This window comes from Variovorax paradoxus B4 (assembly GCF_000463015.1).
GTDB classification, from domain to species: Bacteria; Pseudomonadota; Gammaproteobacteria; order Burkholderiales; family Burkholderiaceae_C; genus Variovorax; species Variovorax paradoxus_E.
The window spans coordinates 3,954,945-3,976,027 of sequence record NC_022247.1; the positions used below are offsets into that span (position 1 = coordinate 3,954,945).

Below are 21,083 nucleotides of genomic sequence, written 5' to 3' on the forward strand. Positions count from 1 at the left end.
GGATTGTTGTGGCGGTTGCTCTTCATCATTGCGGCGGACGCTGGCGCCGCCGCTCTCCACCGCCTTCGCCGCGCTGTCCGCGCGGACCCGAGGCCCCGGCGCGCGGGCCGGCCGCGGGCCGGTCGCCCTGCAGTTGCACGACCGCGCCGTCCTTGATGCGGTCGCCGCCCTCGGTCACCACGTTCTCGCCGGCCTTCAGGCCCGAGGTGATGGCCACCACCTCGACGTTGGCCTCGCCGCGCTTCACCGCGCGCATCGACACCGTGCGGTCTTCGTTGATCACATAGACGTAGTCGCCGTTCGGGCCGGTGCGCACCGCCGTCACCGGCACCACCACCGCGCGCACCTTGCGCAGCAGCATCTGCACATTGACGAACTGGCTCGGGAACAGCGTGGTCTGCGCATTGCCGAAACGCGCCTTGGCCCTGACCGTGCCGGTGGTGGTGTCGATCACGTTGTCGAGCGTGGAGAAGGTGCCGGTGTCGAGCGTTGCGGCGCGGGTCCGATCGAAGGCGGTGACCGGCAACGGCTCGCCCTTGGCCAGCTGCGCCTGGATGTCGGGCACGCGGTCCTGCGGCACCGAGAACTGCACGTCGATCGGGTTCATCTGCGTGATCACCGCGATGCCCGTGGTCGCGTTGGCCGTCACGGTGTTGCCCGCATCCACCGCGCGCAGGCCAATGCGGCCGGCCACCGGCGAGGTGATGCGGGTGTAATCGAGGTTCAGCTTGGCGGCGGCCTCGGCGGCCAGGTCGGTGGTGACCGTGCCTTCGAGCTGCCGGACCAGCGCGGCCTGGGTGTCGACGTCCTGCCGGGCGATGGAGTCCTGCCCCAGCAGCGTGCGGTAGCGCGCCAGCGTGACACGCGCGGCTTCGAGCTGCGCCTCGTCGCGCTGGCGCGTGCCGCGGGCCTGCATCAGCGCCTGCTCATAGGGCCGCGGATCGATGCGCGCGAGCAGCTGGTTCTTTGCCACGGTCTGCCCTTCGGTGAACAGCACCTCGGTCAGCACGCCGCCGACCTGCGCCTTGAGCGTGATGGTCGCGAGCGGTGTGACCGTGCCGAGCGCATCGATGGTCACCGGCAGCTCGATCTCGCGCGCCGCCGCATTGCCGACCGTGACAGTCGCGCCGCCGAAGCCTGGCCCGCCGGCGGAGCTGCCCTTGCGGTTGATGAGATACCAGGCGCCGCCCCCCAGCACCAGCAGCAGCACGAGCGCGATCAGGCTGCCGAGCCAGAGCCTGCGGCGCGAAGGCGGCCGCGGAGGCGGAGACGATGAAGGTGGGGTTGCCGGTTGGACAGCAGGCGAATCGCCGGAAGAGGGCTCGGAGTTCGGAGATTCCATGGGGTGTGGCAATGCGCAAGTACAGCCGCTAGTGGAGCGCCGGATCGTAGCGCGCCTGTCTTATGAACCGTAAAGCGCCGGTAAAGCTGCGGACAAGGGCTGCATTTCGCGCCGGCTCGCCGCGCCTGGCGCCGCCGATCCGCATTTCGTCGCAGGGCCGTGGCGGCGGCGCGGGGGCGCCGGCACAGTCCAGCCCATCGAACCATCTTTCAACCGGAGAAACGCCGTGCTGCTGCAGATCATTCTTCACACCCCGAAATGGGTCTTCGCCGTTTTCGCCCTCCTGCTGTGGCTTGGCTGCAGGCAGCTGCTGTCCGGCAGCGTCAGCCTGACCAAGGTCACCGTGATACCGATCGCCATGACCGGCCTTTCGCTGGCCGGCGTGATCTCGGCCTTCGGCGACTCGCCTGGCGCCCTGCTCGGCTGGGCCGTGGCGGCCGCCGCGCTGGTGCTGCTGGTGCTCCAGAGCCCGCTGCCCGCCAGCACGCGCTACGACCGTGCGGCGCGCGAGTTCCACGTGGCCGGCAGCGCGGTGCCGCTGCTGCTGATGATGGGCATCTTCTTCACCAAGTACGTAGTGGGCGCGTCCCTGGCCATGCACCCCGAGCTGCGCCAGCAGGCCAGCTTCGCCGTCGCGGTTCCCATGCTTTACGGCGCCTTCAGCGGCATCTTCGCGGCGCGCACCGTGCGGCTCTGGCGGCTGGCCATCAGCACCAACGCCATGGCCGCAGACGCCCGCGCGGCCTAAGATCACCGGCCGCTTCATCGACCGCCTCCAATCATTCATCCATTCGGACAACCGTCATGAACTCCACACAAGCCAACACCTCCGTCTCAGACGTCGAAAAGCTCGCCCGCCGCCGCGCCGGCGCCAAGATGGGCTGGTACATCCATGCCTTCGTCTACGTGCTGGTCAACCTCGGCCTGGTGGCGCTCTCCGCATCGCGCGGCCACACCTGGGCCGTCTATCCGCTCATGGGCTGGGGCCTGGGCCTCTTGATCCACGGCGCCGTGATCTGGTTCGTCGCGCCCGGCGGCAGCCTCTACGACCGGCTGGTGGAGCGCGAACGGCGCGCGCTGCGCTCCGGGGAGCGCGGATGAGCGGAGCGCAGGGCCGCCCCAAGCCCGCTCGCTCCCGCTTGGCGGGACGGCGCGCAGCGCCAAGGGTGCACCAATGAGCGTCGAAGCGCTCCCCCGTTTCCGTGCAGAGAACGTCCGGGGCATGCTCCGGCATGGCCTGATCACCGTCGTGTTCTGCTGCTTCATCGCCGCGGCGCTGGCCATCACGCAGCACGGGGACTGGGGCGCGCAGATGGTGTATTCGCTGTCGATCGGGCTGATCAGCTGGCTCTTCATCGACGTGGGCCGGCTGCTGATCAGCGGCCACCGGGAGATTCTCTGGCCGTCGTCCGGCCCCTGGGGCTATCTGCTGGTGGCGGGCGGCGTGACGGTGGGCTTCCTCGGGGGCAATGCCATCGGCGACGCGTGGACCCACCAGCCCCTGCTCGACTTCGGCAGCTTCACGGAACGCAAGCTCGCGACCACGATCATCATCACGGTCACGGCCACCGTCTGCATGTGCTTCTTCTTCTACAGCCTGGGCAGGAGCAAGCACATGCGGCGCCAGATCGACCTGGCGCAGCGCAACGCCACAGAGGCACGGCTCAAGCTGCTCGAAACCCAGCTCGAACCGCACATGCTGTTCAACACGCTGGCCAACCTGCGCGTGCTGATCACGGCCGACCCGCCGCGCGCCGTGGCCATGCTCGACCGCCTCAACAACTACCTGCGCATGACGCTCAGCGGCTCGCGCGCCCTGGCGCATCCGCTGTCGGCCGAGTTCGAACGGCTGGCCGACTACCTCGAGCTGATGTCGGTGCGCATGGGCGAGCGGCTGCGCTACACCCTCGATCTGCCCGATGAACTGCGCGGCACGCCGGTGCCGCCGCTGCTGCTGCAGCCGCTGGTCGAAAACAGCATCCGCCACGGGCTCGAGCCCAAGGTCGAAGGCGGCCAGATCGCGGTGCGCGCGCGCAAGGACGCGGGCCGGCTCGTCATCGAGGTGAGCGACACCGGCGTCGGCCTCGATGCGGCGCAAACTTCCGAAGGCAGCGGCTTCGGGCTCGAGCAGGTGCGCGAGCGGCTTGCCACCGTGTATGGCGACCAGGGCCGAATGAACCTGGCCGCCGGGCCTTCGGGCGGAACCCTTGCCACACTCAGCTTTCCCCTGCCGCCCCGTCCATGAATTCCACCGCCCTCATCGCTGAAGACGAACCGCTGCTCGCCCAGGCCCTCAAGGCCGAACTCGCCGCCGCATGGCCCGGACTGCAGGTGCTCGCCACCGCAGGCGACGGTCGCAGCGCCGTGCGGGAAGCACTGCGCCTGCTGCCGCAGGTGCTGTTCTTCGACATCCGCATGCCCGGCCTCGACGGCCTGGGCGCCGCCGCCGAACTGGCCGACCGCTGGCCCGCCGACGAGGCGCCCATGCCGCAACTGGTCTTCGTGACCGCGTACGACGAATACGCCGCCCGCGCCTTCGAGACGCAGGCCATCGACTACGTGCTCAAGCCCGTGCAGCCCGAGCGTTTGCGCAAGACCGTGCTGCGGCTTCAGCAGGCGCTGGCTGCGCAGCAGCAGGCAAAGCCAGCCCCTGCCGCCGCCGCCGACGAAGCGCTGGAGCGAACCCTTGCGCAGTGGCGCCAGGTGCTTGCGGCCGCAGCAGGCAACGGCGCGTCGGCGTCGCCCGCCGCTTCCACCGCCCCGCTGAAGATGATTGCCGCCAGCGAAGCCGGCGGTAGCACCGTGCGCATGGTTCCGATCGGCGAGGTGCTGTATTTCGAGGCGGCCGACAAATACATCCGGGTGCTCACCGCCACGCACGAATACCTGATCCGCACGCCGCTCAAGCAGCTGCTGGCCCAGCTCGACCCAGAGACCTTCTGGCAGGTGCATCGCGCCGTGGTGGTGCGCAGTTCGGCCATCGAGGCCGTGCACCGCGACGAGGCCGGCAAGCTGCACCTCGACTTGCGCGGCCGGACCGAAAAAATCCCCGTCAGCCGTCTTTACGGCCACCTGTTTCGCGCCATGTGAAATCGAGCGGTGCCGACACCATAAAAAAGGCCGGCCCCAGCAGGACCGGCTTTTTCAGATGGCGGATTCCGCCGAGGTGCCGCTTAGCGCCAGTGGCCGTGACCGTGGCCATGGCCGCGATAGTAGCCACGCGGACCGTAGTAGCGCGGCGCGTAATACGCCGGCGGGGCGTAGTACACCGGGGCCGGCCGGTAGTAGACCGGCGGCGGCGGACGGTAGTACACCGGGGGCGGCGGTGCGTAGTACACCGGCGCGGGGGCCGAATAAACCGGTGCCGGGTAGTAGGCCGGAGCGCCCACACCCACGGCCACCCCTGGCAGACCCACGCCGATCGACCAGCTCACGTCGCCGCGGGCGCTGGCCGAAGTGGCCGCAAACAATGCACCGGCTGCCACGACACCCGCAGCGACCCATTTGAAGAAGGTTGAACGTGTGAGGCTCATGATTTTGGACTCCTTGTTGGGGCGTTACCCGCCCATGTATGTATTGAACGCGCCAAATGCAAAGCGGTTGCCCGCCGCAATGTGAAGAACGTTGCCAAAGGTAACCGGCAGGGGGTGCGTTCTAGAATGCCGCAATGACCTCCCCGACCGACAAAGACAGCGCAAAAACAGCCGCTGCACCGAGCAATTTCCTGCGTCACGTGATCGAAAACGACCTTGCGCAGGGGGCCTATTCTGGCCGCAAATGGGGTGGCTCGCCCGGCGACGCTGCCCATCACGCCCACGGCATGGCCGACCCGGCCAAGGTGCGCATGCGCTTTCCGCCCGAGCCCAACGGCTATCTGCACATCGGCCACGCCAAGAGCATCTGGCTCAATTTCGAACTGGCCAGGGAATACGGCGGCGTCTGCCACCTGCGCTTCGACGACACCAACCCGGAGAAGGAAGAGCAGGAATTCGTCGACTCCATCCGCGACGCCGTCCAGTGGCTCGGCTACGAAACCTGCCTGGCCGACCGCCCGAGCGCACCGGGCACCCTGCAGCCGCATGAATACTTCGCGAGCGACTACTTCGACTTCATGTACCGCGCCGCCGAATACCTGATCGGCGCCGGCCTGGCCTATGTGGACGAACAAAGCGCCGAGGAAATCCGCGCCAACCGCGGCGACTTCAACACGCCCGGCACCGACAGCCCGTTCCGCAGCCGCAGCGCGGAAGAAAACCTCGCCCGCTTCCGCGCCATGCGCGACGGCCAGCTGCCCGACGGCGCCGCCATCCTGCGCGCCAGGATCGATATGGCGAGCCCCAACATCAACATGCGCGACCCCGCGCTCTACCGCATTCGCCGGGCCACCCACCACAACACCGGCGACAAGTGGTGCATCTATCCGATGTACACCTTTGCGCATCCCATCGAAGACGCGCTCGAGCAGATCACCCACTCCATCTGTACGCTCGAATTCGAAGACCAGCGTCCGTTCTACGACTGGCTGCTCGACCGCCTGGCCGAAGGCGGCCTCATCGCCAGCCCGCATCCGCGCCAGTACGAATTCGCCCGCCTCAACGTCACCCACGTGCTCACCAGCAAGCGCAAGCTGCGCCAGCTGGTCGAGGAAAAGCACGTCGACGGCTGGGACGACCCGCGCATGCCCACCCTGGCGGGCCTGCGCCGCCGCGGCTACACGCCCGAGGCGCTGCGCCTGTTCTGCGAACGCAGCGGCACCACCAAGTCCGGCGGCTGGATCGACTACGCGAGCCTGGAAGCCGCGCTGCGCGACACCCTCGACCCCATCGCCCCGCGCGCCATGGCCGTGCTCGACCCGGTCAGGCTGGTGATCACGAATTGGGGCGAACTGATGGGCGGCGACGACGTGCTCGACGACTGCTCCGCCCCCGTGCATCCGCACCACCCCGAGATGGGCAAGCGCGAATTCAAGCTCGGCCGCGAGGTCTGGATCGAGCGCACCGACTACGAAGAAGTGCAGCCCAAGGGCTTCTTCCGCCTGTTCCCTGGCAACAAGGTGCGCCTCAAGTACGGCCACGTCATCGAGTGCACTGGCGGCACCAAGGACGCGAACGGAAAGCTCGTCGAAGTGCAGGCGACGCTGGTTCCCGACACCAAGAGCGGCACGCCGGGCGCGGATGCGATCAAGGTAAAAGGCAACATCACCTGGGTGGCCGCGGCCGATGCGGTCGAGGCCGAGGTGCGGCTGTACGAGCGGCTGTTCGCGGCGGCGAATCCGGGCAGTGGCGAGCTGCTCGACGAGCTCAACAAGGCGAGCCTGGAGGTTTGCTCGGCGTTCGTCGAACCGTCGCTGGCCAAGGCGCAGGGCGGGGCGGCGTTCCAGTTCGAGCGGCACGGGTACTTCGTGCTCGATGCGAAGGCGAGTGCCGGCGGCAAGCGCGTGTTCAATCGCGCTGCGGGCATGCGGGACAGCTGGGGCAAGTAGCAGCCCTCCGCTCGGGCAAAGCCGGCGGCCGCGATGGCGCCGGCTTTTTCATTGCTTATTCCGGCCGCTTGTAGACCACGCCCAGCACCGCGCTGTTTTCATCCGTCGTGCACAGCGCCGCGCGTCCCTGCGGGCCGATCTTCAGGTTGATTGCGTAGACGCCGTCGCGCGGCGTCGTGCCCTTGTCCGCAACGACGCTCGACGCCGGCACACGAAATTCGCGCGAGGCCGCGGCCACGCAGTTCTTGACGCTCGCCTCGGGCGCACCGCCTACACGGATCGCGGTGCTGTTGCACCCGACAGCCACCGCGCCCGCGCTTACCATCAAGACCCATCGGCCCAGTGCTCGGATGTTCATTTCCGGCTCCTCTGTGTTCGCTGTGCCCTTGTTTGTTCGCTTCGCAAGCCTTGAGTTCAACGCCATGCATCCCCCGCTTTCCGAATCCGCCCCGTCCGGCCTCGACCGCCGCTCTGCCCTGCTCGGCACCTTCGGCCTCATGGCATTGGCCTCGACGCGCGCCGGTGCGGCCTCCTCGACCAAAAAGAAGCAGCCCGAGGTCTGGCCGCATGCATCCCAGGTGCCGGGCGGCGTGGCCCGCCTGTCGCTCGGTCCATCGGCCAGGCGCCCCCAGGCCTTGTCCGGCGGCGTGCCGCTGCTGGTGGTGGGCGATGCCATCGAGTGGACGGCGCTCGTAGGCATTCCGCTCGCGGCCGTACCGGGCGATGCGAGCATCGTCGTGCGCACCGAGGGCGGCAACGAAAAGCAGATCGCCTACGCCGTGAGTCCCAAGCAATACCGCGAGCAGCGCCTCACGGTGCCGCCGCGCACCGTCGATCTGTCGCCGGAAGACGAAGCGCGCTACGAGCGCGAACGCGCGCACCTCGCCACCGTGATGGCCACCTTCACCGACCTGCGGCCCGATGCCGCGCTGCAGATGCGCGTCCCCGTGCCGGGCCGCCGCTCCAGCTCGTTCGGCCTGCGCCGCGTGTTCAACGGCCAGTCGCGCAATCCGCACAGCGGCATGGACATCGCAGCCGGCACTGGCACGCCCGTGCTGGCGCCGCTGCCGGGGCGGGTGATCGACACCGGCGACTATTTCTTCAACGGCGGCACGGTGTGGCTCGACCACGGCGGCGGCTTGCTCACGATGTATTGCCACCTGAGCCGCATCGATTCAAAGGCGGGCGACGTGCTGAAGACCGGCGAGCAGCTGGCGGCCGTGGGCGCCACGGGGCGCGTGACGGGGCCGCATCTGCATTGGTCCGTGATGCTCAATCGGGCGATGGTGGATCCGGCGCTGTTCGTTGCCGCCTAGACACAGACCGGCCCGCCAGGGTCTGCCAACCGGCCCCCTCTTCAGATCGGCTTTGTGAGGTACACCGCCTCGCGCCCCACGATCACCCGCTGCGCGGGCATGAAGATCGTGCACTCGTCGCAGGGCGCGCGGATCTCGTCCGGGCCGTTGGTGGCGATCAGTTCGCCCTTGGCAAAGGTCTCGAAGCCGATCAGCGGGCGCACGAACGCGAAGTCTTCCGACTTGATGACGTGCGTCTGCAGCAGCTCGAAGCGGCGCTGCGGGCCGGGCGCGGGCGCTGTGGGTTCCTTGTCGATGAGGCCGAAGTGCGCCAGGAAGTCGAGCGAGATGGCGGTGGCCAGCTCGGAAGCCGAGCGCAGGAAATGCTGGCCGCACTCGGCCACCAGCGCCACGCCCTTGCCATCGGTCTGGCCGTGGCGGCCGTGCTGGATCAGCGGCGTGCCGGAGCCCAGGCCGTCGGGCATCACCAGGTGCACCGATGGGCGGCCGATGGCCAGCGCCGCCTCGGCATTGCGGTCATAGGCGGGATACACCCAGAACGGAATCACCGGCTGGCTGGTGGAGTGGATGTCCAGGATGTGGTCGGCCGCGCTCACCACCGGCCGCAGCACGCGGGCCCGTCGCAGCTCGGGGCTGTCTTCGGTGCCGTCGAGCCATTCGGGCGACCAGATGCGGTTGAGGTTGTGCACCAGCTGGCGGCTGTCGAAAGGTAGCGCCTGGTCGAAGGACTCATACGCTTCGACGTTGGCAAAGCTCACTGTGAGCGTGCCGATTTTCGGGCGCACGTTGGTGTCGAGCAGGTGCGTGGCGGCGGTCATGCCGCAGATTTCGTTGCCGTGCGTAAGCGCGTTGATCAGCACGTGGGGGCCCGGCTTGCCGGACTCGAAGCGGTGCACGTAGTCGATACCGACGTTGCCCTTGCGGTAGGCGGAGAGATCGCGGGGGAGGACTTCGAGGGCGGGGGGAGCTTGGGTCATTGGCGTCGGTTGAAAGTGGAAGCGAAGCGGTCGGGCGAGTTTGCTACAGGCCGCGCTTTTGTGCTCTTGGGCTGCTCGCTCGCGGCTACGTCGAGCGGATGAGCGCGCATACCGGGTGGCCTTGCCCTGCCCCGTTCTTTCGAGCAAGCCGGATGCATACGCTTCAAAATTGAAGCGTATTCGGAGCAAATACGCTTCAGCAACGCTTCAGCAGATCGCGCTACCAGTTCACCTCACGCTCCGGCGTCGCCGAGATGTGGTGGATCGACAGATCGGCGCCGTCGTATTCCTCTTCCTGCGTCAGCCGCAGCCCCATCGTCGCCTTGAGCGCCCCATACACCAGCGCCCCTGCCAGCGCCGCCCATGCCACGCCCATCAAGGTGCCGATGAGCTGCGCCCAGACATTCACGCCACCGATGCCGCCCAGCGCCTGCGTGCCGAAGATGCCGGCCGCGATGCCGCCCCAGGTGCCGCACAGGCCGTGCAGCGGCCACACGCCGAGCACGTCGTCGATCTTCCACTTGTTCTGCGTGAGCGTGAACATCACCACGAAGATCGCGCCGGCCACGCCGCCCACCACCAGCGCGCCCAGCGGATGCATCAGGTCGGAACCCGCGCACACGGCCACCAGCCCGGCGAGCGGGCCGTTGTAGACAAAGCCGGGGTCGTTCTTGCCCAGGGCCAGCGCCACCAGCGTGCCGCCGACCATCGCCATGAGCGAGTTGACGGCCACGAGGCCGGAGATCTTGTCGATGCTCTGCGCGCTCATCACGTTGAAGCCGAACCAGCCCACGCACAGCACCCAGGCACCCAGCGCCAGAAAAGGAATGCTCGACGGCGGATGCGCGCTCAGCGAACCGTCGCCGCGGTAGCGGTTGCGGCGCGCCCCCAGCAGCAGCACGGCCGGCAGTGCCAGCCAGCCGCCCACCGCGTGCACCACGACGGAGCCGGCAAAGTCATGGAACTCGCTGCCCGTGGCCGAGGCGATCCAGGCCTGGATGCCAAAGGCCTTGTTCCAGGCAATGCCCTCGTACAGCGGATAGACAAAACCGACGATAACCGCTGTAGCAATCAGTTGCGGCCAGAACCTGGCGCGTTCGGCAATGCCGCCCGAGATGATCGCCGGAATGGCCGCCGCAAAAGTGAGCAGGAAGAAGAACTTCACGAGCTCGTAGCCGCTCTTGGCCGCAAGCTCGGTCGCGCCCACGAAGAAGTGGGTGCCATAGGCCACGCCATAGCCCACCAGGAAGTACACGATGGTCGAAACCGAGAAGTCGACCAGGATCTTGACCAGCGCATTGACCTGGTTCTTCTTGCGCACGGTGCCCAGTTCCAGAAAGGCGAAACCGGCATGCATGGCCAGCACCATGATCGCGCCGAGAAGGATGAACAGCGCGTCTGCGCCCTGTTTGAGTGCGTCCATTGGAGCTTCTTGCAGTTATTGGTTTGAATTGGTGCATGCACCCGAATTGCTCGGGGCAGCACCGCAAGAAAGCAAAAATGGTGCCTGAAAGCTCTTTAGTGGTGCGTTGCCGCCGAAAATGGGCGTTACAAGTGCAGCGGCCGCACCGGAATAGGACAGATCGACGCACCGCCCGGGTCAGCTCGCCCCGGCGCGCAAGGCATCGCGATAGCGCCGGCTGCAAGGCACCGTGCTGCCGTCATGCATGTGCAGCCGGGCATCGCCGCCGTCGAGCGGCTCGATTTCCTTGATGCGGCCGAGGTTGACGGCATGGCTTCGGTGCACGCGCACGAAGTGGGCGGGGTCGAGCTGCGCCAGAAAATCGGTGAGCGTGGCGCGCAGCAGGTAGTCGTGGCCATTGACGTGCAGGCCGACATAGTTGCCTTCGGCCTGGAGCCAGTCGATGTCGCTGGCGGCAATGAGGAATTCGCGCCGCAGCTTGCGCACCAGGAAGCGCTCGGGGCGCACGGGCGGTGCGGCCTGATGGGCTTCGGTGGGCTCGGCGGGCGCTGCCGCCGCCTCGGGCTGGTCGAGCACGCGCGCCTCGCCCTGCAGCCGCAGCATGAATACCCCGTAGACCCAGATGCCGAACACCATCGACAGGTAGGCGCGCACGTCCTTCAGGTATTCGTAGCCCCAGCGCCCGGTCCAGCCCGCGAAGTCGTAGCGCTCGCCGACCGCCGCATAGACCGCGGCGCGCAGCGCGAACATCGCCGCCACGTGCACCACGCTGAAGACCACGCTGGCGGCCAGGTGCCACCCCAGGTAGCGCGGCAGATGGGAGCGCGCCAGCGGCGAAAGCCGGCGCTGGACGGCCACCACGGCCGGCACCAGTGCCAACAGCACGAGGTGGCTCGACACCTCCCAGGTGACGATTTCCCAAGCGGCGCGGGGCACCGCGCGGTCGCGCGCGTCGACCAGCGCCACGATGGTGTTGAACACCGCCTGCAGCGCCATGAAGACGACCCAGAAGCCGACTTCCACGCGGCGGCGGATGGGTTCGTAGCGCTCGTACAGGTTCTTTCGGGAATCTCCCATGCCCGGGATTCTCGCGATCCGCGGGCCGGACGGGCGAATTTCGTCCCTGGGGAGCACCGCTCGTCACAAAAGGCCCGCGATCCATCCCTTGGGCAGGCCACGCGCGGCGGATGGACGCAACCATCGCCCGATGAGCACGACCCCAGCCACCCTGCCCGACCGGCGGCACGACATCGACGCGCTGCGCGCGCTGGCCTTCCTGCTGGTCATCCTGTACCACGTGGCGATGTACTACGTGGCCGACTGGCCCTGGCACCTCAAGAGTCCGCATGCGGCCGAATGGCTGCAATGGCCGATGCGCGTGCTCAACCTCTGGCGCATGGACCTGGTGTTCCTGATCTCGGGCGTGTCGCTGGGCTTCCTGAGCCGCAGCCAGGGCACCTGGGGCCTTCTGCGCGGCCGCGGCATGCGGCTGATGCTGCCGCTGGCCTTCGGCATGGCGGTGATCGTGCCTTACCAGGCCTATGCCCAGGGCGTGGCCAGCGGCCTGGTGGCGCCGGGCTTCGGCGCTTTCCTGCTGCGCTATCTTTCCATGAGCGATCCGTGGCCGAAGGCGGCTTTCGACGGTGCCGAGTTCGGCATCACCTGGAACCACCTCTGGTACCTGCCCTACCTGTTCACCTACACGGCGCTCGTCGCGCTGACGCTGCCGCTGTGGAAATCGCCGGCCGGCCTGTGGATGCGCCGCCGCTTCAACGGGCTGCGCGGCTGGAAGCTGCTGTTGCTGCCGGCGCTTCCGCTGCTGGTCTGGACGATGCTGCTGGCCCGGCACTTTCCGCCCACGCACAACCTGATTCGCGACTTTCACCTGCACAGCATCTACTTCACCGTGTTCCTCTACGGCTACTGGATGGGCGTGGACACGGGCGTGTGGCGCGAACTGGAGCGCCTGCGGCGGGTGTCGCTGGCGCTGGCCGCGGCGGCGATCACCGCTTTCATCTTGCTGCGGCTCGGCGCCAAGGGGCCGCCCTCCGGCGTGCTGATGGACAGCTTGCGCATGCTCTACCTGTGGCTGGCGGTCGCCACCATCCTGGGCCACGGCCACCGCCACCTGAACCGCCCGTGGCCCTGGCTGCGCTGGGCCAACGAGTCGGTGTACCCGTGGTACGTGCTGCACCAGACGCTGATCATCGCGGGCGTCGCGCTGCTGGCTCCGCTCGCGCTGGGGCCGGTGCTGGAGCCGGCCTTGCTGGTCGCGCTGACCATCGTGGGCTGCTGGCTGCTCACCGACGGGTTGATTCGCCGCTTCAACTGGCTGCGCCCGCTGTTCGGGCTCAAGCGCCGGCGCGCAGGTGCCGAGGCGGCTGTCACTTTGCCGGCGGAGGCTCTTCCACCGGAACCAGGATGGCACTCCCCGTCGCCACGAGCTTGAGACTGCCGCCATCGCCCTGGCCGTAGAGCTCGGCGGTGGTGAACACCTGCTTTCGCCCCGCCTTCACCACCTTGCCGCGCGCGATGAAGGCACGGCCCAGCGCAGGCGACAAGCAGTTCACCGAGAAATGCGAGGCCAGCACGCGGCCCGCCACCGTGGCGGCCGCAAAGCCGCAGGCCGTGTCGAGCATGGCGCCGATCAGCCCCGCATGCAGGAAGCCGGCGTACTGGCCCATGTCTTCCTCGCGCCATTCCATGCGCAGTTCGGCTTCGCCGGCAGCGGCGCGGGTGACCTCGAAGCCGGCCCAGCGGTTGAAGGCAGCGGTCTTGTTGATGGCCTGGATGGTGTCGAGCATGAAAGGTCTCCTTGGAGCGGAAATGCATGGGCGATGCGCACGGCCCACTTTATGAAGCGCAGCCGCTGCGCATCGTCGCGCGCGTGACCGGCGCCGGCGCCGCGGTTGCATTGGCGACAGCAACGCCCGCGTTGAAAAAAATTCGCAATGCCTTGACCCCGTTGGGCGAGCCCGGCCGTATGAGTGGAGACAAGCCATCCACCCACTTCCGAAGGTTCTCCATGCAAGCACCCTCCGCCGCCTTTCTTCTCCGTGCCAGCTTCGCCGCCACCGCCTGGCTGGCGGCGAGCGCCGGCGCCCATGCGCAAGCCGCAGCCGACAATTCGCGCATCACCCAGGTCAAGGTCTATCCCGGCAGCGCCACGGTGGAGCGCGTGGCGCGGGTGGCGGCCGGCAGCCGGTCGGTCACCTTCGCCTGCCTGCCCGCGACTCTCGACGTGCAGAGCCTGCAGGTGTCGGCCGGCGCCTCGGTGCGCGTGGGCGAGACCTCGGTGCTCAGCGAGGCGCGCGAACTGTCGCCCCGCTGCGCCACCAGCGCGCTCGACGGCCGCATCCGCGAACTCGAAGACCAGAAGGCCGCACTGCAGGCCGAGACCGATGCGCTGGGCATGGTGACGGGCTACCTGAAAGGCCTCTCGGGCGGCGCCGGCGAATCGGCCCAGGGCGCCCGCGCGCCGATGGATGCGCGCAACCTCGCCGCCATGGCCGAGGCGATGCGCCGCACCGGGCAGGACTCATTGCTCAAGCAGCACCAGATCCAGCGCAAGCAGGCCGACATCGACCGGCAGCTGAACCCGCTGCTGGCCGAACGCAAGCGCTCGCAAGGCCACGGCGCGCAGGTGATGGCCGTGACCGTGACGCTGGCCGCCAGCGCCGATGCCGACGTGAAGCTGAGCTACCAGGTCGCCGGCCCCGGCTGGACGCCCAGCTACCGCGCGCTGCTCGACACCGCCACGAGCAAGGTGCGCATCGAGCGCCAGGCGCTGGTGGCGCAGGCCACGGGCGAAGACTGGCGCGGCGTGAAGCTGGTGCTCTCTACCGGCCAGCCGCGCCGCGAAACCGCGGGCCGCATGCCCACGGCGTGGCGCATCGGCATCGAGCCGCCGCCGCGTGTTCAGGGGGGCATGGCCGCGATGATGGCGCCGGCGCCCGCCGCGCCCGCTGCATCCGCCGACCGGCGCGCCATGGCCGAGGCCACGGAGCCCCTGTTCGACGTGAACGTGTTCGACAACAGCTTTGCCACCGAATTCGCGGTGCCCCAGGGCATCGACGTGCCCTCCAGCGGCCAGCGCGTGACGCTGGCGCTGGGCCAGCACGAGGACACGGCGAAGCTCGCCGCGCGCACCAGCCCGCGCGTGGACGCCTGCGCCTTCCTGGTGGCCGAGCTCGCGCAGCCGGCCGGCGTATGGCCGGCCGGTGCGCTGCAGCTCTATCGCGACGGCAACTTCGTCGGCAGCGGCCGGTGGAGCGCGCCGAGCGACGCCAGGCTCACGCTTTCCTTCGGCCGCGACGAACTGGTGCGCGTGCAGGCCGAGCCCGAGAGCGACAGCCAGGGCACGGGCGGTTTCGCCGGCTCGCGCGCCGAGCGCAAGGTGCAGCGCGCCTACGTGGTGGAGAACCGCCACCGCACGCCGATCGCGGTGCAGGTGCTCGAGGCCGCACCCGTCTCGGTCGACGAGCAGGTGCGCGTGGCCGCGCAGTTCTCGCCGCAGCCCGGCGAACTGGCCTGGAACAAGCAGCCCGGGCTTGCCATGTGGCGCTTCGACCTGGAGCCCGGAAAGACCGCGCGCGTCGCGGCCGACTACACCATCAGCTATCCGAAGGACGCGCGCCTGCAGGTGCGCTGACCCGCCGCCGAGCGTCAGTGCGCCTTCGGCGACCGCGCCTTGCGGGCGGCACCGGCGCAGGCCGCGCACACGCCATGCAGCGTCACTTCATGGCTCTTCACCTGGAAGCCCTTGGGCACCAGGTCGGTCATGGGGCCGGGGCATGCATGCAGCATGAAGACCTGCCCGCAGCTGCCGCAGTGAAAGTAGTGATGGTGGTGGTCGGCCTCTTCGCCCCGAGGGAGCGAATGGCGGTGCGCATCGGGCTTGCATGCCACTTCGTAGCGCGCCGGCTCGCCCGGCAGCTCGACCTTGGCGATCTCGCCGTCGGCCAGCAGCATCGAGACCTGGCGGTACACGGTGGAGAGGCTGATCTCGGGCACGATGGCGCGGGCGCGCTCGAGGATTTCCGGCGCGGTCAGCACCAGACCGGTGTCGCTGAAGGCGGAGAAGACCGCGTTGCGTTGGCGCGTGAGGCGTTGCATGTTTCGATGATAGTGGGCGAGCGGCCTCCGGCGGGTCAGTCCGGCCGTGGCCCTTCGCCCTCGGCGGACTCGGCGGCCGGCTTGCGCTTCTTTCCGCGTGCCGCCTTCTTTGCCGCACGCTCCGCATCGGCGCGCAGCCCCTCGGCGAGCCACCCTGCAAACTCCTCGGGCGTCTCGAGCGTGACGCGCCCGAGGTTGCCCGCGCGGAACTCGTGCATCACGATCTCGGCCGCCTTCTGCAGGTTGACGCGGCCCTTCCCCAGCAGCGCGCCGCGCTTGCGGCCGATGGCGTCGAGCACTTCCTCGTCCTTCATGGCGGCGATGGCCGCGGCGTCGTGCTCGGCCAGCTTGAAGCGCTCGGTGATGCCCGCCGCGTAGTGCGTCTTCAGGTAGTTGAGCAGCTCCAGCGCCACTTCTTCTTCGTCGAAGGCGTTGCGCCCCACGGCGCCGCTGGCCGCCAGGTTGTAGCCACTCTTGGGCACCAGGATGCGCGGCCACAGCATGCCGGGCGTGTCCCACAGGTAGAAGTCGTCGGCCAGCGTGATGCGCTGCTCCAGCTTGGTGATGCCGGCCTCGTCGCCGGTCTTGGCCTTGCGGCTGCCGGTGAGCGTGTTGATGAGCGTCGACTTGCCGACATTCGGAATGCCGCAGATCAGCACGCGCATCGGCTTGGCCATGCCGCCGCGGTTGGGCGAAAGCTCGTGGCAGGCGCGCACGATGGCCTGCGCGGGCGTGGTCAGGCTCGCGTCGAGCGCAATGGCGCGCGTGGCCGGCAGCGCGTTGTAGTGCGCAAGCCAGAGCGCAGTGCGCGCCGGGTCGGCCAGGTCCTGCTTGTTGAGCACCTTGAGCGTGGGCCGGCCAGCCGTGAGTTCGGCCAGCATCGGGTTGGCACTGGAGCCCGGCAGGCGCGCGTCGAGCAGTTCGATGACCACGTCGATGTCCTTCACCCGCTCGGTGATGGCCTTCTGGGTCGTGTACATGTGCCCGGGGAACCACTGGATCGCCATCGATGGATGTTCTTTCTTTCGCTCTGTGGGGGAAGGTGCTGGCCTGAAGGGCCGGGTGCGCATTGTGGACCGCGATGTGCGCCAAATCACGCCGCTACGCTTTCCATAGCTGCACAGGTCCATTTTGCCTGTGCCTGGGCGCACCGCGCCCTCTAGAATCCGCGCGCTGCATCCGCAGCCAATTTCAATAAATACCGAGGGAAATCCATGTTCAAGCGCCTTGCCGCTGCCGCCCTGCTGGCAGCCACCGTCGTTCCCGCGACCGTCGTCCACGCCCAGCGTCCCTCGCCGCCGCCGGGCCCGCTGCTCAGCGGCTACCTGTGCTGCAACATGCGTACCTACGGCAACTCGATCAGCGACATCAACTACGACGAGCAAGGCACCAGCATCGTGGCCGTGGGCACGCCGGCGCGCATCACGGGCTACGACTTCCGCTGGTTCAACCTCGATCTCGCGGGCAAGCCCCAGCGCATCAAGAACGACTACAGCCGCAACATCGCCCTGATCGACTTCGCGCAGCGCTATGTGGTGACCGAAGACCCGAAGCAGAAGATGGCGGCCTTCCCACCCGCCGTGCGCGACGCCATCGTCGCCGGAAAGGTGGCGCCCGGCATGACGCGCGAACAGGTGCTGATGGCCATCGGCTACCCGGTGGCCAGCGAGAACCCCAGCCTCGATGCGCCCACCTGGCGCTACTGGCGCGACAGCTGGTCGGAGTACCAGGTGAGCTTCGACGGGAAGGGCCTGGTCAAGACCGTGGTGGGCGACCCGGTGGCGCTCAGCCGCGTGCTCGCACCAACACCTTAGTTCGCCTCGGCACACATCCCGGCGCGACGCGCGCAATTCCCTGGCGGTTTTTGCATCGCGGGGGGCGGTTCCACCGCTTATCGCCCCTATCATTTGACCGAGTGCGGCGCATGGACGCGTCGGTCGAAGCTAAACTTTTTGATGGAGTTACCGCGATGAAACCCGTCTCCGAACTGCTCAAGCGCCACGATTCCGCGGCCTGGCGCACCTCGCCCGACACCAGCGTGTTCGATGCGCTGGCCACCCTGGCGCGCTTCGAGGTCGGCGCGCTGATGGTGATGGAGGGCGACAGGCTGGTGGGCTTCCTGTCCGAGCGCGACTACACCCGCAAGGTGGCGCTGCAGGGCAAGAACTCCAAGGAGATGAAGGTCTCCGAGATCATGACGCCCGACGTGATGACCGTCACCCCGCAGACCCGCACGCGCGCCTGCATGGCGCTGATGAGCCAGCGCAAGTTCCGCCACCTGCCGGTGGTCGACGGCAGCAAGGTGGTGGGAATGATCTCCATCCAGGACCTGATGGACGACATCATTGCCGACCATGAGGAAACCATCGCGCAGCTCACGACCTATATCCAGAGTTGACCCCGCCTGCCCGAAGGTGGGGAACATGCCTACGCGCATCGGGGTCGTTTAGGGCGCACAGTAGGGGCTCGTTCATCCATCACCAGGGACAAGGCATGCAGATTCAGGTCAACACGAGCAACGGTGTCAACAACAGGGACGCGCTGGAGCGCTGGGCCGATGCGGAAATCAAGCAGCAACTGAACCGTTTCGTCGACGACGTCACCCGCGTCGAAGTGCATCTGAGCGACGAGAACCACGACAAGGCCGGTGCCGGAGACAAGTGCTGCGTGATGGAAGCACGCCTTGCCCACCATCAGCCGCTGGCCGTCACCCAGCACGCCACCAGCCTCGACGAGGCCTTTCGCGGCGCGGCCGACAAGCTCAAGCGCCTGCTCGACAACACACTGGGCCGGCTGAACAACCACCGCGACCGCGATTCGATCCGCAAGGACACAGGCTTCATCGCGGAATAGCCTGGCGCGGGCTTGGCGATCGGCTACCGCGCTTTTCGCCTGGGCGGCGGGATGCGGGGGGCTTCGGCGGGCAGCAGGGGTGGCCTGTGGCCGCTCTCCATCCAGTCGTCGTAGAAATCGATCTTGCGCTCGACCAGCGACAGCGCCTGTTTCCATTCCGCGATGGTCTCGGTCACGCGCGCGCGGTGCGCGGCAAGCAGGTCGCGGCGCTGGCGCAGCGTGGTCTTGCCCTGCAACGCGAGCGCGGTGTATTCGCGCATCTCGGCAATCGACATGCCGGTGCGGCGCAGCCGGTCCATCAGGTCGAGCCAGCCGACATGCAGCTCGCCGTACAGGCGCCGTCCGCCTTCGTCGCGCACGACGCCCGGCACGAGGCCCTGCGTTTCGTACCAGCGGATGGCGTGCACGGTGCGGCCGGTGCGCTGGGCCAGCTCGCCGATGTGGAACGGCGTGCCGTTGTCAGCCGGCATGGGCATGGAGATGGCCTGGAGCCGGCGGCGCCTCGAGCGCCTGCTGGACCAGTGCGGTGTCGAAGTACTCGGTCAGCTCTTTCACCTTGCCTCCTTCGATGCGATAGATGTAGCAGTAGCGGTTGTTGTAGCGCTTACCGGCCCGGGTGGGCACGTCGCCGCTGAACAGCACCACCACCCGGTCGCCCTCGGCAATGATGCGCTCCGTCTTGCTCACGTACGGCCCGGCAAACTGCGCGAACAGCGGCTTGATCAGCTCTTCGCGGATGGCGGCCTTGCCCGCGTAGGTGCGCGACCACGGCGTACTGCCTTCCAGCGTCCAGCTGGCGTCGTCGGCCAGGCTGTCGATGAAGAACTGGCCGTTGCCCTTGTCCAGCTCGGAATGAATGCGCTGCACCAGCGCCCTGCTGTCGTCTGTCGTGTCCATGGCTGCTTTCCTCGAATGGATGAATGAATGAACCGGAAGCCCCGGTGAATCCATTGGAAATGCTCGAGTGCACTCGAGGTCAAGCGGCCACGGACGAGGCTGGCGATGGTCAGTCAGCCTTTGCTGGCGTTCGCCATCGCCTTGCCGACCTCGTTGCTGCCCTGCGCCGAACCGCTCTGCGGCACGATCTCGCCCTCGCGCGAGGTCACTTCGGCGAGCCGCGCGGCCAGTTGCTCCGGCGTGTCCGCGCCGATGCCGAGCCAGGCGCCCTGCGTCAGGGTGATGTGCGCGGCCTCGAAGGTGCCGGCACCCGCGCAAAGAATGGTGCGGTTCGGCGCGTCCGCGGCGGCCAGCACCAGCATGGCGGGCACCACGGCTTCGGGCTTGAGCGCGTCGAGCACTTCCTGCGGCATCAGGCCCTCGGTCATCCGGGTGGCTGCCGTCGGTGCCAGGCAATTGACGCGGATGTCGTTCTTCGCGCCTTCGATGCTCAGCGTCTGCATGAGCCCCACCAGCGCGAGCTTGGCCGCGCCGTAGTTGCTCTGGCCGAAGTTGCCGTAGAGGCCGGAGGACGAGGTGGTCATGACGATGCGGCCGTACTTCTGCTCGTTCATGAGCGCCCAGACGGCCTTGGTGCAGTTCACCGCGCCCATCAGGTGCACGTCGACCACCAGCTGGAAATCGGCGAGTTCCATCTTGGCAAAACTCTTGTCGCGCAGGATGCCGGCGTTGTTGACCAGGATGTCGACCCGGCCCCAGGCATCGACCGCCTGCTTCACCATGGCCTGCACCGCCTCGAAATCGGTGACCGAGGCGCCGTTGGCCATGGCCTCGCCGCCCGCGGCCTCGATTTCGTCCACCACGGCCTGCGCCGCGCTCACCGATGCGCCGGAACCGTCGCGGGCGCCACCCAGGTCGTTGACCACCACCTTGGCGCCGCGCGCCGCCAGGGCCAGCGCATGCTGGCGGCCCAGGCCGCCGCCCGCGCCGGTCACGATGGCCACTCGGCCCTTGAAGTCGATGATGCTGTTGCTCATGTGCTGGTCTCGCTGCTTTCCTTGGGGGTTGGGGTGTACCGATGGCCGCCACGGCGGCCGCGTGGCGTTTTACCCCAGAAAAGCGCGCCGGCAGGGTCGCCCCGACGCAAGCTCAGTCACGCGCGTGACGCAGCGTTTCGCAGTAGGCCACCAGCTGGTCGAGCTCGGCCGACTTGTCGAAGAAGGCATCGGCGCCCAGTTGCGCGGAGCGTCGGCGCATGTCGGACGTGGCGTAGTTGCTCAGCACCACGACCTTCTGTTTTGCCGCGCGGTTGCGGCAGGCCCTGAGCACGCCCAGGCCGTTGCCGCGCTCCAGGAAAAGATCGACGATGGTCAGGTCCCAGTCGTTGCGGTGATGGTCCAGCCAATGCACGGCCTCCTCCTCGCTGCTGGCGCAGGCCACCACGTCCGCGTCGGCGACGTCGTGCAGGAAGCCGACGAGGTTTTCGCGAATGAGGGCGCTGTCCTCGACAAGATAGGCCTTGAAAGTCATGCCGGAATCTCCGGCCAGACCACGGGCCGGAGTGGACTGAAGCTTGCGGAATGCATACCGTCCATGGTCGCCACGGCAACTGCGCCCACGGTGAGCCATGCAGGCCAATGCCTGTAGGCCATCGCCCCCCGCGCCTGTCGTCAGGCGG

Annotated in this window: 24 protein-coding genes; 11 read left to right on the forward strand and 13 right to left on the reverse strand. The window is 68.0% G+C overall.

Features of this window, described 5'->3' with window-relative positions; genetic code table 11:
* Window positions 1-25 precede the first annotated feature (25 nt).
* Window positions 26-1,342 carry an efflux RND transporter periplasmic adaptor subunit gene (locus VAPA_RS18410; RefSeq protein WP_021008272.1) on the reverse strand — a complete coding sequence of 439 codons (1,317 nt, stop codon included), beginning with the start codon at window positions 1,340-1,342 and terminating at the stop codon, window positions 26-28.
* A gap of 226 nt (window positions 1,343-1,568) precedes the next feature.
* Between VAPA_RS18410 and VAPA_RS18415 the strand changes: the two genes are divergently transcribed.
* The 4 genes from VAPA_RS18415 (at window position 1,569) to VAPA_RS18430 (ending at window position 4,432) form a co-directional block, all read left to right on the forward strand.
* A complete protein-coding gene (locus VAPA_RS18415; RefSeq protein ID WP_021008273.1) occupies window positions 1,569-2,090 on the forward strand; it encodes a DUF6622 family protein in 522 nt (173 codons plus the stop codon).
* Between the two features lie 56 nt (window positions 2,091-2,146).
* Window positions 2,147-2,443, forward strand: coding sequence for a 2TM domain-containing protein (locus VAPA_RS18420; protein WP_021008274.1), 297 nt, complete (start codon window positions 2,147-2,149; stop codon window positions 2,441-2,443).
* A 73-nt stretch (window positions 2,444-2,516) separates the two neighbouring features.
* A complete protein-coding gene (locus VAPA_RS18425) occupies window positions 2,517-3,587 on the forward strand; it encodes a sensor histidine kinase (RefSeq protein ID WP_021008275.1) in 1,071 nt (356 codons plus the stop codon).
* Window positions 3,584-4,432 (forward strand): LytR/AlgR family response regulator transcription factor, encoded by an 849-nt coding sequence (locus tag VAPA_RS18430; RefSeq protein ID WP_021008276.1) that lies wholly within the window; start codon window positions 3,584-3,586, stop codon window positions 4,430-4,432. The genes VAPA_RS18425 and VAPA_RS18430 overlap by 4 nt, the downstream gene beginning before the upstream one ends.
* 83 nt (window positions 4,433-4,515) lie before the next feature.
* Here the strand turns inward: VAPA_RS18430 and VAPA_RS18435 are convergent, their stop codons facing one another.
* Window positions 4,516-4,875 carry a hypothetical protein gene (locus tag VAPA_RS18435; protein ID WP_021008277.1) on the reverse strand — a complete coding sequence of 120 codons (360 nt, stop codon included), beginning with the start codon at window positions 4,873-4,875 and terminating at the stop codon, window positions 4,516-4,518.
* A 134-nt stretch (window positions 4,876-5,009) separates the two neighbouring features.
* Between VAPA_RS18435 and VAPA_RS18440 the strand changes: the two genes are divergently transcribed.
* Window positions 5,010-6,824 (forward strand): glutamine--tRNA ligase/YqeY domain fusion protein, encoded by a 1,815-nt coding sequence (locus tag VAPA_RS18440; protein ID WP_021008278.1) that lies wholly within the window; start codon window positions 5,010-5,012, stop codon window positions 6,822-6,824.
* Window positions 6,825-6,879: 55 nt separating this feature from the next.
* Here the strand turns inward: VAPA_RS18440 and VAPA_RS18445 are convergent, their stop codons facing one another.
* Window positions 6,880-7,182 carry a hypothetical protein gene (locus tag VAPA_RS18445; protein WP_021008279.1) on the reverse strand — a complete coding sequence of 101 codons (303 nt, stop codon included), beginning with the start codon at window positions 7,180-7,182 and terminating at the stop codon, window positions 6,880-6,882.
* A 64-nt stretch (window positions 7,183-7,246) separates the two neighbouring features.
* On the opposite strand from VAPA_RS18445, the gene VAPA_RS18450 reads away from it, so the two are divergent.
* Window positions 7,247-8,140, forward strand: a complete 894-nt coding sequence (locus VAPA_RS18450) for a M23 family metallopeptidase (RefSeq protein ID WP_041946514.1) — start codon at window positions 7,247-7,249, stop codon at window positions 8,138-8,140.
* Window positions 8,141-8,181: 41 nt separating this feature from the next.
* On the opposite strand, the gene VAPA_RS18455 is transcribed toward VAPA_RS18450, so the two are convergent.
* From VAPA_RS18455 to VAPA_RS18465, 3 genes are all read right to left on the reverse strand, one after another.
* The gene (locus tag VAPA_RS18455) at window positions 8,182-9,117 is read right to left on the reverse strand and encodes a M14 family metallopeptidase (RefSeq protein ID WP_021008281.1); all 936 of its coding nucleotides are present in this window, start codon (window positions 9,115-9,117) and stop codon (window positions 8,182-8,184) included.
* A gap of 220 nt (window positions 9,118-9,337) precedes the next feature.
* Window positions 9,338-10,540 (reverse strand): ammonium transporter, encoded by a 1,203-nt coding sequence (locus tag VAPA_RS18460; RefSeq protein WP_021008282.1) that lies wholly within the window; start codon window positions 10,538-10,540, stop codon window positions 9,338-9,340.
* Window positions 10,541-10,717: 177 nt separating this feature from the next.
* Complete coding sequence (locus VAPA_RS18465) at window positions 10,718-11,617, reverse strand: LytTR family DNA-binding domain-containing protein (protein ID WP_021008283.1); 900 nt, start codon at window positions 11,615-11,617, stop codon at window positions 10,718-10,720.
* A gap of 130 nt (window positions 11,618-11,747) precedes the next feature.
* On the opposite strand from VAPA_RS18465, the gene VAPA_RS18470 reads away from it, so the two are divergent.
* Window positions 11,748-12,989, forward strand: a complete 1,242-nt coding sequence (locus VAPA_RS18470) for an acyltransferase family protein (RefSeq protein ID WP_021008284.1) — start codon at window positions 11,748-11,750, stop codon at window positions 12,987-12,989.
* Here the strand turns inward: VAPA_RS18470 and VAPA_RS18475 are convergent.
* Entirely contained in the window at window positions 12,925-13,344 is a 420-nt protein-coding gene (locus VAPA_RS18475) for a PaaI family thioesterase (protein ID WP_021008285.1), read from the reverse strand. The two genes, VAPA_RS18470 and VAPA_RS18475, sit on opposite strands and share 65 nt — an antisense overlap.
* A gap of 221 nt (window positions 13,345-13,565) precedes the next feature.
* Between VAPA_RS18475 and VAPA_RS18480 the strand changes: the two genes are divergently transcribed.
* Window positions 13,566-15,191 carry a DUF4139 domain-containing protein gene (locus tag VAPA_RS18480; RefSeq protein WP_021008286.1) on the forward strand — a complete coding sequence of 542 codons (1,626 nt, stop codon included), beginning with the start codon at window positions 13,566-13,568 and terminating at the stop codon, window positions 15,189-15,191.
* Window positions 15,192-15,205: 14 nt separating this feature from the next.
* On the opposite strand, the gene VAPA_RS18485 is transcribed toward VAPA_RS18480, so the two are convergent.
* Window positions 15,206-15,655, reverse strand: coding sequence for a Fur family transcriptional regulator (locus tag VAPA_RS18485; RefSeq protein ID WP_021008287.1), 450 nt, complete (start codon window positions 15,653-15,655; stop codon window positions 15,206-15,208).
* Window positions 15,656-15,690: 35 nt separating this feature from the next.
* Window positions 15,691-16,662 carry a ribosome biogenesis GTPase YlqF gene (gene ylqF / locus VAPA_RS18490; protein WP_021008288.1) on the reverse strand — a complete coding sequence of 324 codons (972 nt, stop codon included), beginning with the start codon at window positions 16,660-16,662 and terminating at the stop codon, window positions 15,691-15,693.
* 207 nt (window positions 16,663-16,869) lie between these two features.
* Between ylqF and bamE the strand changes: the two genes are divergently transcribed.
* The 3 genes from bamE to VAPA_RS18505 all read left to right on the forward strand — a co-directional run bounded on the left by bamE (window position 16,870) and on the right by VAPA_RS18505 (window position 18,508).
* Window positions 16,870-17,469, forward strand: a complete 600-nt coding sequence (gene bamE, locus VAPA_RS18495) for an outer membrane protein assembly factor BamE domain-containing protein (RefSeq protein WP_021008289.1) — start codon at window positions 16,870-16,872, stop codon at window positions 17,467-17,469.
* Window positions 17,470-17,624: 155 nt separating this feature from the next.
* A complete protein-coding gene (locus VAPA_RS18500) occupies window positions 17,625-18,053 on the forward strand; it encodes a CBS domain-containing protein (protein WP_021008290.1) in 429 nt (142 codons plus the stop codon).
* A 95-nt stretch (window positions 18,054-18,148) separates the two neighbouring features.
* Window positions 18,149-18,508, forward strand: coding sequence for an HPF/RaiA family ribosome-associated protein (locus tag VAPA_RS18505; protein ID WP_021008291.1), 360 nt, complete (start codon window positions 18,149-18,151; stop codon window positions 18,506-18,508).
* 23 nt (window positions 18,509-18,531) lie between these two features.
* Here the strand turns inward: VAPA_RS18505 and VAPA_RS18510 are convergent, their stop codons facing one another.
* From VAPA_RS18510 to VAPA_RS18525, 4 genes are all read right to left on the reverse strand, one after another.
* Window positions 18,532-18,978, reverse strand: a complete 447-nt coding sequence (locus VAPA_RS18510; RefSeq protein ID WP_021008292.1) for a MerR family transcriptional regulator — start codon at window positions 18,976-18,978, stop codon at window positions 18,532-18,534.
* Complete coding sequence (locus tag VAPA_RS18515; RefSeq protein WP_021008293.1) at window positions 18,968-19,405, reverse strand: nuclear transport factor 2 family protein; 438 nt, start codon at window positions 19,403-19,405, stop codon at window positions 18,968-18,970. Before VAPA_RS18515 ends, VAPA_RS18510 begins: the two co-directional genes overlap by 11 nt.
* Before the next feature lie 113 nt (window positions 19,406-19,518).
* Window positions 19,519-20,442: an SDR family NAD(P)-dependent oxidoreductase gene (locus tag VAPA_RS18520; RefSeq protein WP_021008294.1), complete on the reverse strand. Its 924-nt coding sequence runs from the start codon at window positions 20,440-20,442 to the stop codon at window positions 19,519-19,521.
* A 112-nt stretch (window positions 20,443-20,554) separates the two neighbouring features.
* A complete protein-coding gene (locus VAPA_RS18525; RefSeq protein ID WP_021008295.1) occupies window positions 20,555-20,935 on the reverse strand; it encodes a response regulator transcription factor in 381 nt (126 codons plus the stop codon).
* Window positions 20,936-21,083 lie beyond the last annotated feature (148 nt).